This is a genomic window from Peribacillus sp. GL_122 (assembly GCF_057835005.1).
Genome location: NZ_CM174415.1, coordinates 2414775 through 2428376 on the forward strand (window position 1 = coordinate 2414775; position 13602 = coordinate 2428376).

Sequence of the window (13602 nt, forward strand, 5' to 3'; positions counted from 1 at the left end):
AGGTGAAAAGATGGATGGGCGTGAGTTAAGAAATTGCTTTGGTAAATTCCCAACCGGAGTCACGATAGTGAGCTGGTTTGATGGGAAAGTTCAAAAGGGCATTACTGTGAATTCATTCACCTCGGTTTCCTTGGATCCCCCGCTTGCTTTAATTTCGATTCATAAAGAAGCAAAAGCCTGCACTAGCTTGAAAGATAAATCTTTTACCATTAATATTTTGTCGGATGAGCAAGAATCCATTGCATGGCAATTTGCGGGCAGTAAACAGGACACACTTGAAATTGACTGGGATAACAAGGGGATTACGCCAAAAATAAATGGAAGTGTTGCCTGGATGGAATGCAAACCATGGAGAGAGTTTGAGGCTGGTGATCATGTATTGTTCATCGGTGAGATCCAGGAGTTACATTTCGAAGATTTGGAAGCGCTTACTTTTTATCAAGGGAATATGGGGTCTGCTAAACAACTTGTAAAATGAGGGGGATTCTTATGGGCATTAAAACCGGTGAAGAATATATTAATAGAATTAAATCGAGAAAGCCAGAAGTCTGGCTTGGTGGAAGAGTGGTTGAGGATATTTATAATGAGCCAATTTTTAAGCAGCCGATACAAGAAATTGCGAAGTTGTATGACATTCAACATGACCCGGAATATCAAGATGAAATCACCCACATTTGCAAAGAGACCGGTGAACGTGTTAACAATGCTTTCTTATTCCCGAAGACATCGGAGGATCTGCAAAAAAGAAGTAAATTATTTGAAGTGTATGCAAGGATGACATATGGGCTAATGGGGAGAACGCCTGACTTTTTAAATGTCGTGGTCACTTCCATGGCACATAATTCCTGGTTTCTTGATAAATACAACAAAGACTGGTCTAAGAACATCAAGGATTATTATGCCTATATTCGTGACAATGATTTATTCTTGACGCATGCAATCATTAATCCTCAAAATGATCGAAGCAAGCAATCTCATGAACAAAAAGAAACATATACCCACTTAGGGACTGTTGAGGAAAGAGAAGAAGGGATACTTGTTCGCGGTGCAAAGATGTTAGCAACGCTGGCACCGATTACAGATGAGGTGATTATCTATTCTTTCCCAGGATTCACACCAGGGGATGAACGTCATGCGGTAGCATTTGCACTGCCGATCGATACGCCTGGACTGCGCATAATTTGCCGGGAACCAATGCAGGACGGAACACGCTCGATGTTTGACCATCCACTGGCCTCCCGCTATGAGGAAATGGATGCCCTGCTTGTATTTAATGATGTTCTGGTTCCTTGGAATCGTGTCTTCTTATACAACAATGTGGAGGCGGCAAACCGCTTGTATCCAATGACGGGAATCGCTGAACAGCCTGCTCACCAATCAGGCGTGCGTGGATATATTAAAATGGCATTTGCCGTTGAAGTCGCTTGTAAAGTCGCAGACTCTATCGGAGTCGATGGATTCCTGCATGTACAGCGTGATTTGGGTGAACTTGTTCAATCTGTGGAAGTCATCCGTTCACTGCTTCGGGTAGCGGAATATGAGTACACGATTAATGACTACGGTGAGGCCCGGCCAAATCCGGATGCATTGGAAACGATTCGCGGTTTCCTTCCGGAGATGTATCCACGTGCCATAGAGGTTATCCAGACCATTGGAGCTGGAGGGCTGTTGATGTCTCCGACAGGGGCCGACTTTGATAATCCCGAATTGCGCATTGATCTCGATAAATATTATGGAGGACGTAGCGGGGTTTCAGCGGAAGAGCGCGTTCGCGTGTTTAAACTTGCTTGGGATTTATGCGGGGAAGCGTTTGGACAGCGCCTCCTTCAATACGAGCGCTATTACACGGGAGATCCAGTACGGAAAAGAGCCATTTTTTATAATAAATATAAGAAAAACAACAACTTTAACATGGTTGATGAAGTGCTTAACAAACCGATGCAAGTAGCCATAGATGCGGTTAACCAGTAATTTTAATAGTTGAATGGGGAGGGGGGCCGTCATGATTTCGTCCGTTGAGAAGCTTATAAAGATACTTGATTTATTCACTAATGAAGAACCCGCACTTGGAAATAAGGAAATAGCTGAAAAATTGAATATGAGTCCAAGCTCATCTCATCATCTAGTGAAAACGATGTGCAAGGAAGGGATGCTGATCCAAGGCAAAGATCGAAAGTACCGGCTTGGATGGAAGTTACTTGAGTGGAGCAGTAAAGTCATGTATCAGCAGGATATTCATTATGAGGCAGGTCCAATTATCAGTAATCTTGTCCTGCAATTTAAAGGTAATTCTCACATCGGTATGTTTCACGAAGGCGAAGTCAGGTTTGTGATGAAAATGTCGTCCCCTCATGCCGAGCATATGACCACATATATAGGAGCAAGAAAACCAGCTCATTGTACGAGCAGCGGGAAAGTATTACTTGCCTTTAACCCATCCTTTATTCAGCCTACGCTTGCAAAAGGGCTATTGAAGCACTCAACTAACACGATTACTTGCATCAACCAATTGAATGAAGAATTAAAGGACATCCGCAAACAAGGATTTGCGATTAGTGATGATGAAAATGATTATGGTTTATATGGCGTTGCAGCACCCATTAAATCCTATAATGGCCAAGTTATTGCAGCACTTAACCTTGTCGGGGATCGAAATTATATGATTGGGAAAGAAAAAACTAGAATTATTCAGTCTGTAATACGATCGGCACAAATGATTTCAAAACAAGTAGGTTATATGTCGTTAATGTGAATTTTCGGACTATTAAGAAAAATGGGGGTAGTTTATTTATGAAAGGATATGCTCAATCTTCAAAATTACAGGCTAGATCATTAAATCTAATAAAAGTTATTGAAGACAATAAAAATTTATTGAAACCGCCGGTTAATAACAAAGTGCTTTGGGAAGATTCTGAATTCATTGTCATGCTTCTTGGTGGTCCGAATTATCGGCGTGATTTTCATGTAGACCCTTCTGACGAGTTGTTTTATCAGATAAAAGGCTCCTGCTATGTAGAATGCATCAACCAAAGCGGGGACCGTGAAGTAGTGGAGGTGAAAGAGGGAGAAATGTTTATGCTGCCCGCTGATGTACCTCATTCTCCTCATCGTGTATCTGATACTTACGGCATTGTCATAGAGCGCAAGCGTGCTAAAGATGAGCTTGAAGATTTTGTTTGGTTTTGCGGGAATTGTAACCATGAGATGCACAAAGTTACGATCCAATTGACGAATATTGAGGTCCAGGTGAAAGAGGCGATCGAGGCTTTCAACGGAAGTAAGGAACTTCGCACCTGTAGTGAATGCGGTCATGTTATGTCAGAAAACGTTGAGGCTTGGAAATGCGAATAGATTTTCATACACATATTCTTCCGTTGGACCTGCCAGACTTAACCGGTAAATTTGGTCAGGGACGCTGGCCAGTGCTAGAGCAGAAATGTTCTTGCGGGGCGGATATCATGGTAAGCGGAAAACTGTTCAGGAAAGTGACTGACCAGGTATGGGACCCTGAAAAACGCATTCAGGATATGGATGCGGAAGGAGTCGATATGCAGGTGCTCTCACCGGTGCCAGTGACATTTTCATACTGGGCGCCAATTGACCAGGCGCTATACATGTCCCAGTTCCAGAATGATTTCATTGCTGAGACTGTGAACAGGTATCCAGACAGGTTCATCGGTCTCGGTACTGTACCGCTTCAGGATTTGAAATTGGCAATCAGGGAAATGGAACGCTGTAAATTTGAGCTTGGTATGGCGGGAATCGAAATCGGTACTAACGTAAATGGAGAAAATCTGGATTCTCCTGTTTTATTGGAATTCTTCCAAATGGCTGAAAAGTGGAATGTCCCACTGTTTATACACCCATGGGAGACAATGGCAAAAGACCGAACGGAACGGCATAACCTCATGTATACAGTGGCGATGCCGAGTGAAACGGCATTGGCGGCAGCAAGCATTTTATGGAGTGGCGTCATGGAAAAGTTCCCGGATCTGAAAATCTGTTTTGCACATGGCGGAGGCTCATTTCCATATATTTTACCGCGGATCGATCAGGGATGGGAAGTATGGCCTGATTTAAGAAAAACATCAATGCCGCCAAGCTACTATGCGCAAAAGTTTTATTTCGATTCACTGAACTATGATACCCGGAATATTCAGTATCTGATTGACCGTTTTGGATATAAGAAAGTGCTGATGGGTTCCGACTATCCATTTTTATTGAGAGAAAAGCCACCAGGTCAAGTAATTGATGACACTCTAAATCTATCAGATGAAGTGAAAGCGAATCTTCTAGGGAGAAATGCATTGAGGTTTTTAAATTTGGAATCACGAGGGGAGAAGCATGGAAAAACAGATAAAAGCACCCGAACAAGTCCTTGAAGAACTTGGAATCATGCTTGAGCCGCCAAGGGAAGCGGTCGGCAACTACGTTAGCCACGTCCGGGTGGGAAATTTAATTTTCACATCCGGACAAGGTGTTGATGAATATCACGGCAAGCTTGGCAATGAGCTGACGGAAGAGGAAGGGTATCAGGCAGCGAGGCAGTCAATGATTAATCTTCTAAGGGTACTGAAGGATGAGCTTGGAGAACTATCCAGAGTGAAGAAGGTAATCAAAATTCTCGGAATGGTTAATTCAGCCGAAAATTTCACAGGACAGCCCAAAGTATTGAATGGCGCATCAGACCTGCTTGTGGCCGTATTTGGAGAGAGGGGTAAACATGCTCGGTCAGCAGTGGGAATGGCCCAGCTTCCAAATAACACTGCAATTGAAATTGAAATGATTGTGGAAATACAAGATTGAGGCACTTGAACTGAGCGGGTGTCTCAATAAAGGGAGAGGGATGTTTCATGCAAGCAGCAAAAGATAGCATAAATACAACTAAATCAATAGATTGCCGTCACTTTATTAACGGGGAATTCCTGAATCCAGATCAATCCAAGACTTTTGACAATATCAATCCCGCAACGGAAGAAATACTTGGATGGGTTGCAGAAGGAGGAAAAGAGGAGGTGAATCAGGCTGTTTCTGCAGCAAGACATGCGCTTAAAGGTCCTTGGAAATCTTTTACCGATAATGAACGCTCTGCGGTTCTAAGGCGAATCGGCGATCTCATTTTGGAAAAGAAAGAAGAACTGACAATGTTAGAAACCCTTGATACAGGGAAACCATATAGCCTTGCACTGGAAATGGATATCAAGCGTTCAGCTCACAATTTCCACTTTTTTGCGGACTATATCACTACACTTGGTAATGAATCCTTCAATCAGAACAACATTGCACTTCATTATTCCATTAGGCGGCCCGTAGGAGTGGTAGGAATGATCAATCCTTGGAATTTACCTTTGCTATTGTTGACATGGAAATTGGCACCATGCCTGGCAGCTGGCAATACAGCGGTTATGAAACCGGCTGAACTGACGCCGATGACAGCGACAAAGTTAATGGAGATTTGTAAGGAAGCGGGAGTTCCCGATGGAGTTGTCAACCTTGTGCATGGATATGGTGTAAATTCAGCTGGGGCTGCTCTAAGTGAGCATCCGGACGTCGATGCGATAACATTCACTGGGGAAACAAAAACGGGAACGGCGATTATGAAAGCTGCAGCGCCCACGTTGAAAAAAATCTCTTTTGAACTGGGCGGGAAAAATCCGAATATTGTGTTTGCAGACTCGAATCTTGATGAAGTAATCGAAACGACATTGAAATCAAGCTTCATGAACCAAGGTGAAGTTTGTTTATGTGGATCACGAATCTATGTTCAGCAAGGATTGTATGACGAATTCCTGGAAAAGATGGTCGCGCGAACAAAAAAATTAAAAGTCGGGGATCCGTTTGATTCCGAAACGGAAGTAGGAGCTGTAATAGGAAAAGAACATTATAAAAAAGTGATGAGTTACATTGACCTGGCGAAAGAAGAAGGAGCGAAAATATTAACTGGAGGAAGAAGAGCCGGACAGTTTGAAAAAGGTTTTTTCATTGAACCGACAATTATTGCCGGAGTTACGCGTGAATCCCGTTGTGTACGGGAAGAAATTTTTGGTCCTGTGGTAACGGTCATGCCTTTCGAAACGGAAGAAGAAGTACTGGAGCACGCAAATGATACTCATTACGGACTGGGGGCAACGATCTGGACCAATGATTTAAGGAGAGCGCATCGTGTCGCTTCTAAAATAGAGGCGGGAATTATCTGGGTGAATACCTGGTATTTGCGTGATTTGCGCACACCTTTTGGTGGTATGAAGCACAGTGGCATCGGCCGTGAAGGCGGGTCTCATAGTTTCGAATTTTACAGTGAACTGTCTAACGTCACGATTAAATTATAAAGAAGGAGGGAAGCATCATGAACGTTAGTTTAACAGAATGGTCTGCCAGGTTTTTGAAAGCGGAAAAAACAGGAATAGGGATTTCGGCCCCCACCAGTGAAATTCCCGATTTGGATGTGGAGGATGCCTACCAAATTCAGCTTGAAACCATTCGAAGGAAAACCCAGTCCGGTCTGGAAGTATCAGGTAAGAAAATAGGCTTGACTTCAAAGGCTATGCAGGAGGTTCTGGGAGTGAATGAACCAGATTACGGACATTTACTTGATGCAATGAAAATAGAAAATAATGGCTGTATTTCGAGTCTGCGGTTGATCCAACCGAAAGTGGAGGCAGAAGTAGCTTTTATTTTAAAGAAAGATCTACATGGTCCCAATATTACGGTTAATGATGTAATCGATGCCACTGATTATGTGGTTGCTTCGATTGAAGTGGTTGATAGCAGGGTGATGGACTGGAAGATTAAACTTCCGGACACTGTGGCGGATAATGCATCATCGGGCCTATATATTCTGGGAGATCGCAAAATTCACTTGAGTGAAATCGACCTTCCTTCCATTCAAATGAGTCTTTATAAAAATGGCGAATTCATGAACCAAGGAACAGGTGAAGCAGTACTTGGAAATCCAGCAACTTGCGTAGCTTGGCTGGCAAATAAACTGCATGGGTTTAAAGGTTCATTGAATGCGGGCGAAGTAATTTTGTCCGGTGCGTTATCCGCAGCAATCGAAGCGAAACCAGGTGACCGTTTTTCTGCTGACTTTGGAGAAAAACTTGGAAAGGTTTCGGTTAATTTTGAGTGAAAGGAGGCCAGCGGCTTTGAAAAAACTAAAAGTAGGCATTATTGGATCAGGGAATATCGGCACGGACTTAATGATGAAAATTCATCGGTCGGATGTTCTCGAAATGTCGGTAATGATTGGTATCGACACGGAATCAGAGGGTTTGAAGAAGGCTAGGATGCACGGACATCATGTCATTGAAAATGGCATGGATGGTTTTTTGGAAAGGCCGGAGCTTGCAGACATTTTATTCGATGCCACATCTGCGAAGGCGCATGTTTATCACTGCAAAGCCTTGAAAAAGATGAACAAGAAGCTGATAGACTTGACGCCTGCCGCAATCGGACCGTTTATCGTTCCTTCCGTGAACTTAAAAGAAAATTTGAATGAGGCGGTTGTTAACATGATTACATGCGGCGGACAGGCGACAATCCCCATCGTTCATGCGATCAGTCAAGTAGCACAGGTCGAATATGCCGAAATAATAGCGACAATTTCCAGCAGGAGTGCCGGTCCCGGAACCCGTGCCAATATTGATGAATTCACCCAAACAACGGCTAGGGCCCTGGAACAGGTGGGTGGAGCGAAAAAAGGAAAAGCTATCATTCTGCTAAATCCGGCCGAACCGCCACTCATAATGAGGGATACCATTCATTGTCTGCTTCAATCGGATTCTTATGATGTGAAGGAAATAACAACGTCCATAAATAAGATGGCGGAAAAAGTATCTGAATATGTTCCAGGGTACCGCCTGAAGACAGAGCCGATATGTGATGGGAAACAAATAACGGTCTTTCTTGAAGTGAAAGGGTTAGGGGATTTTCTTCCCGTATATGCCGGTAATTTAGATATAATGACGGCTTCAGCAGTAAAAGTAGGGGAAGAGATCGCTAAAAGCCAATTCGAACAATTTGTTTGAAAAAGGTAATCGGAACTATAAAGGTGGGGTTCATTTGAGTAAAGATGTATTGGTGACTGAAGTTGCATTGCGGGATGGGAGCCATGTAGTGGCACATCAATTCACCATCGATCAAGTAAAAAACATGACTGGGAAACTCAGTGCAGCAGGTGTCCCTTATATTGAAGTGTCGCATGGAGATGGCCTGGGCGGATCATCCTTACAATATGGTTTTTCAAAAGTGAATGATATTGAATTGGTGGAAGCCGCTGTTGAAGCTGCAGGCCAATCCGTTATTTCAGTACTTTTAATCCCTGGTATAGGGACGATCGACCAATTAAGGGAAGCGGCTCAAGTTGGGGCGAAAATGGCGCGGATTGCAACCCACGTAACCGAAGCGGATGTCTCAAAGCAACATCTGGAAGCTGCGAAACATCTCGGTATGGAAGCAATCGGGTTTTTAATGATGTCTCACATGGCATCTCCGGAAAAACTTCTTGAACAAGCCATATTAATGGAATCCTATGGAGCGGATGCTGTGTATGTTGTTGATTCCGCAGGATCTTTTTTGCCCCAAGATGTGAAGACGCGGATCCAGTTATTAAGATCAAAGCTGAATATCGATATTGGTTTTCATGCTCATAATAACTTATCGCTAGCTGTGGCAAATTCGCTTATGGCAATTGAAGAAGGGGCGAATAGAATCGATGGCAGCATCCGCTGTCTCGGTGCAGGGGCTGGTAATACCCAGACGGAAGTGCTTGTTGCCGTTCTGGATAAGATGGGTATCTGTACCGAAATTGACTTATATAAAATGCTCGATCTTTCGGAGGAAGTTGGAAATACAATCATGCCCAAGCCCCAGGAAATAACAGACTCTAGTTTAATCATGGGTTATAGTGGCGTGTACTCCAGCTTTTTATTGCATGCAAATAAAGCGGCGAAAAAGTATGGAGTTGATGCCCGGGATATTTTGCTGGAGCTTGGTCGACAAAAAGTGGTTGGCGGTCAGGAAGATACCATAATTGAAGTAGCTGAGCAAATGGCTTTTCAGAAAGAAGGGACTTTAAGATGAAACTAGATCAACTAGCAAAACGGGTAGCCGAATCGCAAAAAAGCGGACGTGAAATGGATAAGCTTACATTATCCAATCCTGAACTAACAGTAAATCAAGCATATGAAATTCAGAAGTTGAGCATAAATGAGACGATCACTGGTGATAACAGATTCATCGGGTGGAAGATGGGCTTGACGAGCAAAGCCAAACAAAAGCAAGTAGGGGTAGAGGAAGCAATCTATGGCAGGTTGACATCTGCAATGGAACTAACTAAACCAGTATTAAAAGTTGGGGAACTCATTCATCCGAGAGTGGAACCTGAATTTGCTTTTTTGTTCAAGGATGAATTGAAAGGTGCAAATATAACGGCGAAAGATGTCTGGCCGGCTGTAGAATGTGTATTTCTCGCTCTGGAAGTTATTGACAGCCGTTATAAAAATTTTTCTTTTACACTTACCGATGTAGTAGCGGATAACGCATCCTCAGCCAAAATCCTGCTTAGCAATCAAGCTTATTCTCCGTACCATACGGACTGGGCTCAAGCAGAAGTTACGCTTTATCAAAATGGTGAAATGCAAAAGAGGGGTCTTGGAGAAGCTGTACTCGATCATCCGATTCACTCGATTGTGGAACTTGTAAAAATGATTAGCCGTGAAGGACTTTCCATTCAGGCTGGAATGATTGTATTGGTAGGCGGAATTACAGATGCCGTTACCATACAGGCAAACGATGAAATTATAGCAGATTACGGTGAACTAGGGAAACTGACATTACATGTTATATCGTGAAATATGGCAAAGGGGAGGGAATTAATTGCGTGAAGTTAATGCTTCGGAAGTGGTAGGTAATAGTAGATTTGGCCGTTTTCACTTAATGGTCTTTATGTGGTGTTTGTTCGCAATTACCTTCGATGGATTTGATATAGCCATGTACGGAGTAGGTTTACCTTTGATGATGGAGGAATGGAACTTGACGCCCGTTGAAGCTGGCGGAATAGCAAGTTATTCTTTGTTCGGAATGATGGTGGGAGCCCTCATTTTTGCCCCCCTGGCGGATAAACTAGGGAGGAAAAAAGTGCTTGCCATTTGTATATGTTTATTCAGTGTTTTTACATTACTTTCAAGTTTTGCCCCGAATCCTACCTTTTTCTCGGTTATGCGATTTATAGCAGCCTTGGGAATGGGAGGATTAATGCCAAATGTCATCTCCTTAATGGCGGAATACTCACCCAAAAAGAATAAGGTGCTCATTGTAACCACTATGTACTGTGGTTATTCTATCGGAAGCATACTTGCTTCTTTAATTGGAATGTATGTGATGGAACAAATGAGTTGGAGGGTTTTATATTGGATAGGGGCTCTACCCTTACTGGCACTGCCATTCTTCATGAAGCAATTTCCTGAATCGCTTTCCTATTATGTTATTCGAAAACAAGGAGCAAAGCTTGCTGGAATTTTGAATCGCATTGACCCAGACGGCGACTATAAAGAGTCGGACGATTATGAGTTTGCCAAAGTCCAAGAAAGGGCAAAGGGCTTTCCAGTCAAGAAGCTCTTTGAAAATAAGCGTACTCTTAGCACTTTTGCTTTTTGGGTAGCTGCCTTTAATTGTTTACTTATGGTATACGGACTCAATACATGGTTACCCAAAATCATGCAGCAGTCCGGATACGGCCTATCATCCAGTTTATCTTTCAATCTTATATCGGGAATAGGACAAATTGGCGGATCAATAATTGGAGGGTACTTGGTTGGGAAAATAGGCCATAGAAGAGTACTTGTATCCCTCTGTGCCATAGGTACCGTCTGTTTTGTCATATTAGGATTGACCTCAAATGTACTAGCATTATATATTCTGATCGCCTTTGGAGGCGCCTGTACAGTTGGCACGATGAATTTGGCCAATACGTATATATCCGAATATTATCCGCGTGAGATAAGGACCACCGGGATAGGTTGGGCCTTGGCTTTTGGTAGAATTGGAGCGATTGTTGCCCCTACATTAATAGGATTATTGCTGGCTGCAAATTATTCGCCACAAAATGCATTTATGGCCTTCACAGTCCCAAGCATAATGGCTGCCCTGGCGTTACTCGTTGTGAAAGAGAGGTTTGGCAGCTATGATAAACCGCAGATCGAGGAAAATATAAAACTAAAAGCAACATCGAATGTATAATATTGTTCTTTAGTAGATTGCCTATATGTCAGTGGACAGCATGCAACTGTTCCCTGACATTTAGGCAATTTTTTAGAAAATAAAAGAATTCACGAGTAAATTGGCAAAACTCACGAGTAAACCTGCTGAATTCACGAGTAAACTATCTAAACTCACGAGTAAAACCGTCAAATTCACAAGTAAGCCACCCAAATTCACAAAGTAAACCGGCTGAATTCACTGGTAAACCAATCAATTTCATGTGTAACCATCCAAATTCATGAGTAAAAAGGCCGCTCAAGGGTAAACCTTCCAAATTCGCGAGTAAAACTACAAACGAACTCCCATTTTATAGTATTTCAGAGGAAAGTTATGTATAGTTAGTATTATATTAAAATTGAATATTCTGAAAAAACAAGGAGCGGTGTTATGAGTTTAACAATCACTGATTTGTTCATCGGCCAGGTTGCTAGTATGCAACGTACATTTAATGAATCTGACGTAAAATTATGTAATGAATTAACAAAAGATTACAGTCCGATTTATCAAGTGAATAAAGAAGCATGGAAAAGTAATTTCAGCAAGCCGGTTGTACCTGGTTTGTTAACGGAAGGCCTTATCACTCAAGTGATCAGTGAAAAACTCCCTGGTAGTGCCTGTATACTTTTACAAAAGGAATTGGTCTTTTATCATCCAGTACATATAGGCGATATGATTTCAGCGGAACTGGAGGTCATTGATATTAATTTGAATAGAGATTGGGTTACGCAAAAGGTGACTTGCTTTAATCAGGCAGGAATTGAAGTCATTAAGGGACAAGTTGTAATCTTTGTTTTAAGTAATCAAGGTATTAGGTGATGTGAATGGAAAATGTTAAAAACGTAATAAGGAATTGGGGATCAATTGAAGTTGATGAAAATGGAAGAATTATAGGCGCCACTGCTGATTTTTATGAATATTTCATGATTATGCCGACTGATTTGATAGGAAAGTCCATTACGAGAGTCATTCACACTTCTTCCAACTTTTCTTTGAAAGGTCTGGCCCACAAACATGTGTTTTCTGGTGTGATCAGCGGACACTCTTGTTTTATAAGGGTATTTCGACGAGAAGCTGATACCATCTATACCATAATAATCCGCCAAGACGAACTGGAATACAGTGATTTAGTGTATTTTGCCAACACTTTGGAGAAGAATAAAGCCAAGAAAAATTCCGTGGTTCAAAGTCGATATAGCTTCGAAGAGATTGTTGGAAAGAGTAAGGAGATAGAGAGGGTAAAAGAGCTGGCCGCCAGAATAGCTACTAGCAGTTCAACAGTACTGCTTACAGGGGAAACGGGAACGGGAAAGGAACTTTTTGCCCAAGCGATCCATAGTTTGAGTACAAGAAAAGCACAGCCTTTTGTGCCGGTAAATTGTGCCGCGATTCCAGATGAATTATTTGAATCGGAGATTTTTGGTTATGAAGCTGGCGCTTTTAGCGGGGCGAAAAAAGAAGGTAAGCCTGGAAAAATAGAATTAGCCCAAAATGGTACGTTGTTTTTAGATGAGATTTCTGAATTGCCTTATCAGGCTCAAGGAAAGCTATTACGAGTTTTACAGGAAAGGGAAGTGGAAAGACTAGGCGGGACGGGGACTAAAAATGTTGATATACGTATTATCGCAGCGACGAACAGGGATTTAAGAACCCTTATTCAAGAAGGGAAATTCCGCCAAGATTTATATTATCGACTTTATGTTTTTGAATTGAAAATTCCTTCTTTAAGGGAGCGGCACGAAGATATTCTTCCTCTGGCATATCATTTCATCGAGTATTTCAATAACAAGTTAGGGTCCAATGTGAAAGAAATTGATCCTAAACTCCAAGATTGGCTTATCCAATATGAATGGCCTGGTAACATCCGTGAAATCAAAGCGATAATCGAACGGGGAATGAATATCGTAGATGGAGGGACTCTAACTCTGGATTCTTTATATTTTACACCTAATTTCATATTGGAGGTTCCCTCATCTATGAATAATTCTATGTCCGGTACGTTGGATGAAGTTGTAGGTAATGCTGAAAAATCCGCCATTCAGCGAGCATTAAAAGATTCGGAAGGTGATCGTTCTTTAGCAGCTCAAAAGCTGAAAATTCATGTTGCTAGTTTATATAGGAAAATTGCCAAATACAAATTGAAATAGCTGTATCATCCAATGAAATGTAATCAGGGTAACCATTAGAGCACACTTATAAAGTGTGTATTTTTTTTGAATTTTCGCAAATTTGATTTGCATAAATGAGAAAAATGCAAACATGCGAAAGGTTTTAAGAAACTATAGCCAAATTTGTAGCGGATTCAAGTTGGCACACATCTTGCAATAATAGTTTTTCATGTAAGAG

The 13602-nt window shown here is 42.0% G+C and carries 14 protein-coding genes; all 14 read left to right on the forward strand.

The annotated features are described in order from the left end of the window. Nucleotides 1-10 precede the first annotated feature (10 nt). The 14 genes from AC3ISB_RS11650 (at nucleotide 11) to AC3ISB_RS11715 (ending at nucleotide 13403) form a co-directional block, all read left to right on the forward strand. Nucleotides 11-478 carry a flavin reductase family protein gene (locus tag AC3ISB_RS11650; protein WP_480338941.1) on the forward strand — a complete coding sequence of 156 codons (468 nt, stop codon included), beginning with the start codon at nucleotides 11-13 and terminating at the stop codon, nucleotides 476-478. Nucleotides 479-489: 11 nt separating this feature from the next. Next, a complete protein-coding gene (locus tag AC3ISB_RS11655; RefSeq protein WP_098371863.1) occupies nucleotides 490-1971 on the forward strand; it encodes a 4-hydroxyphenylacetate 3-hydroxylase family protein in 1482 nt (493 codons plus the stop codon). A gap of 31 nt (nucleotides 1972-2002) precedes the next feature. Then, nucleotides 2003-2752: an IclR family transcriptional regulator gene (locus AC3ISB_RS11660; RefSeq protein ID WP_098371864.1), complete on the forward strand. Its 750-nt coding sequence runs from the start codon at nucleotides 2003-2005 to the stop codon at nucleotides 2750-2752. A gap of 38 nt (nucleotides 2753-2790) precedes the next feature. Next, entirely contained in the window at nucleotides 2791-3351 is a 561-nt protein-coding gene (locus AC3ISB_RS11665; RefSeq protein ID WP_144528071.1) for a 3-hydroxyanthranilate 3,4-dioxygenase, read from the forward strand. Continuing rightward, nucleotides 3336-4382: an amidohydrolase family protein gene (locus AC3ISB_RS11670; protein WP_489276465.1), complete on the forward strand. Its 1047-nt coding sequence runs from the start codon at nucleotides 3336-3338 to the stop codon at nucleotides 4380-4382. Before AC3ISB_RS11665 ends, AC3ISB_RS11670 begins: the two co-directional genes overlap by 16 nt. Next, entirely contained in the window at nucleotides 4345-4806 is a 462-nt protein-coding gene (locus AC3ISB_RS11675) for a RidA family protein (protein WP_141994307.1), read from the forward strand. The genes AC3ISB_RS11670 and AC3ISB_RS11675 overlap by 38 nt, the downstream gene beginning before the upstream one ends. 47 nt (nucleotides 4807-4853) lie before the next feature. Beyond that, nucleotides 4854-6329, forward strand: coding sequence for an aldehyde dehydrogenase (locus AC3ISB_RS11680; RefSeq protein ID WP_098371868.1), 1476 nt, complete (start codon nucleotides 4854-4856; stop codon nucleotides 6327-6329). 17 nt (nucleotides 6330-6346) lie between these two features. Further along, nucleotides 6347-7129, forward strand: a complete 783-nt coding sequence (locus AC3ISB_RS11685) for a 2-keto-4-pentenoate hydratase (protein ID WP_144552728.1) — start codon at nucleotides 6347-6349, stop codon at nucleotides 7127-7129. A gap of 16 nt (nucleotides 7130-7145) precedes the next feature. Beyond that, nucleotides 7146-8027, forward strand: coding sequence for an acetaldehyde dehydrogenase (acetylating) (locus AC3ISB_RS11690; protein ID WP_098371870.1), 882 nt, complete (start codon nucleotides 7146-7148; stop codon nucleotides 8025-8027). Nucleotides 8028-8061: 34 nt separating this feature from the next. Then, nucleotides 8062-9081: a 4-hydroxy-2-oxovalerate aldolase gene (dmpG, locus tag AC3ISB_RS11695; protein ID WP_489276467.1), complete on the forward strand. Its 1020-nt coding sequence runs from the start codon at nucleotides 8062-8064 to the stop codon at nucleotides 9079-9081. Further along, nucleotides 9078-9851, forward strand: a complete 774-nt coding sequence (locus AC3ISB_RS11700) for a 2-keto-4-pentenoate hydratase (protein ID WP_141994302.1) — start codon at nucleotides 9078-9080, stop codon at nucleotides 9849-9851. Before dmpG ends, AC3ISB_RS11700 begins: the two co-directional genes overlap by 4 nt. Nucleotides 9852-9876: 25 nt before the next feature. Further along, nucleotides 9877-11238: an MFS transporter gene (locus tag AC3ISB_RS11705; protein WP_489276469.1), complete on the forward strand. Its 1362-nt coding sequence runs from the start codon at nucleotides 9877-9879 to the stop codon at nucleotides 11236-11238. A 408-nt stretch (nucleotides 11239-11646) separates the two neighbouring features. Beyond that, a complete protein-coding gene (locus AC3ISB_RS11710) occupies nucleotides 11647-12075 on the forward strand; it encodes a MaoC/PaaZ C-terminal domain-containing protein (RefSeq protein WP_098371872.1) in 429 nt (142 codons plus the stop codon). Nucleotides 12076-12080: 5 nt separating this feature from the next. Next, a complete protein-coding gene (locus tag AC3ISB_RS11715; RefSeq protein WP_489276472.1) occupies nucleotides 12081-13403 on the forward strand; it encodes a sigma-54 interaction domain-containing protein in 1323 nt (440 codons plus the stop codon). The last annotated feature ends 199 nt before the right edge of the window (nucleotides 13404-13602 follow it).

Excerpts from the sequence above, each read along its gene's own strand:
- AC3ISB_RS11650 (WP_480338941.1), top strand. The coding sequence starts at position 11 with ATGGATGGGCGTGAGTTAAGAAATTGCTTTGGTAAATTCCCAACCGGA.
- AC3ISB_RS11655 (WP_098371863.1), top strand. The coding sequence starts at position 490 with ATGGGCATTAAAACCGGTGAAGAATATATTAATAGAATTAAATCGAGA.
- AC3ISB_RS11660 (WP_098371864.1), top strand. The coding sequence starts at position 2,003 with ATGATTTCGTCCGTTGAGAAGCTTATAAAGATACTTGATTTATTCACT.
- AC3ISB_RS11665 (WP_144528071.1), top strand. The coding sequence starts at position 2,791 with ATGAAAGGATATGCTCAATCTTCAAAATTACAGGCTAGATCATTAAAT.
- AC3ISB_RS11675 (WP_141994307.1), top strand. The coding sequence starts at position 4,345 with ATGGAAAAACAGATAAAAGCACCCGAACAAGTCCTTGAAGAACTTGGA.
- AC3ISB_RS11680 (WP_098371868.1), top strand. The coding sequence starts at position 4,854 with ATGCAAGCAGCAAAAGATAGCATAAATACAACTAAATCAATAGATTGC.
- AC3ISB_RS11685 (WP_144552728.1), top strand. The coding sequence starts at position 6,347 with ATGAACGTTAGTTTAACAGAATGGTCTGCCAGGTTTTTGAAAGCGGAA.
- AC3ISB_RS11700 (WP_141994302.1), top strand. The coding sequence starts at position 9,078 with ATGAAACTAGATCAACTAGCAAAACGGGTAGCCGAATCGCAAAAAAGC.
- AC3ISB_RS11710 (WP_098371872.1), top strand. The coding sequence starts at position 11,647 with ATGAGTTTAACAATCACTGATTTGTTCATCGGCCAGGTTGCTAGTATG.
- AC3ISB_RS11715 (WP_489276472.1), top strand. The coding sequence starts at position 12,081 with ATGGAAAATGTTAAAAACGTAATAAGGAATTGGGGATCAATTGAAGTT.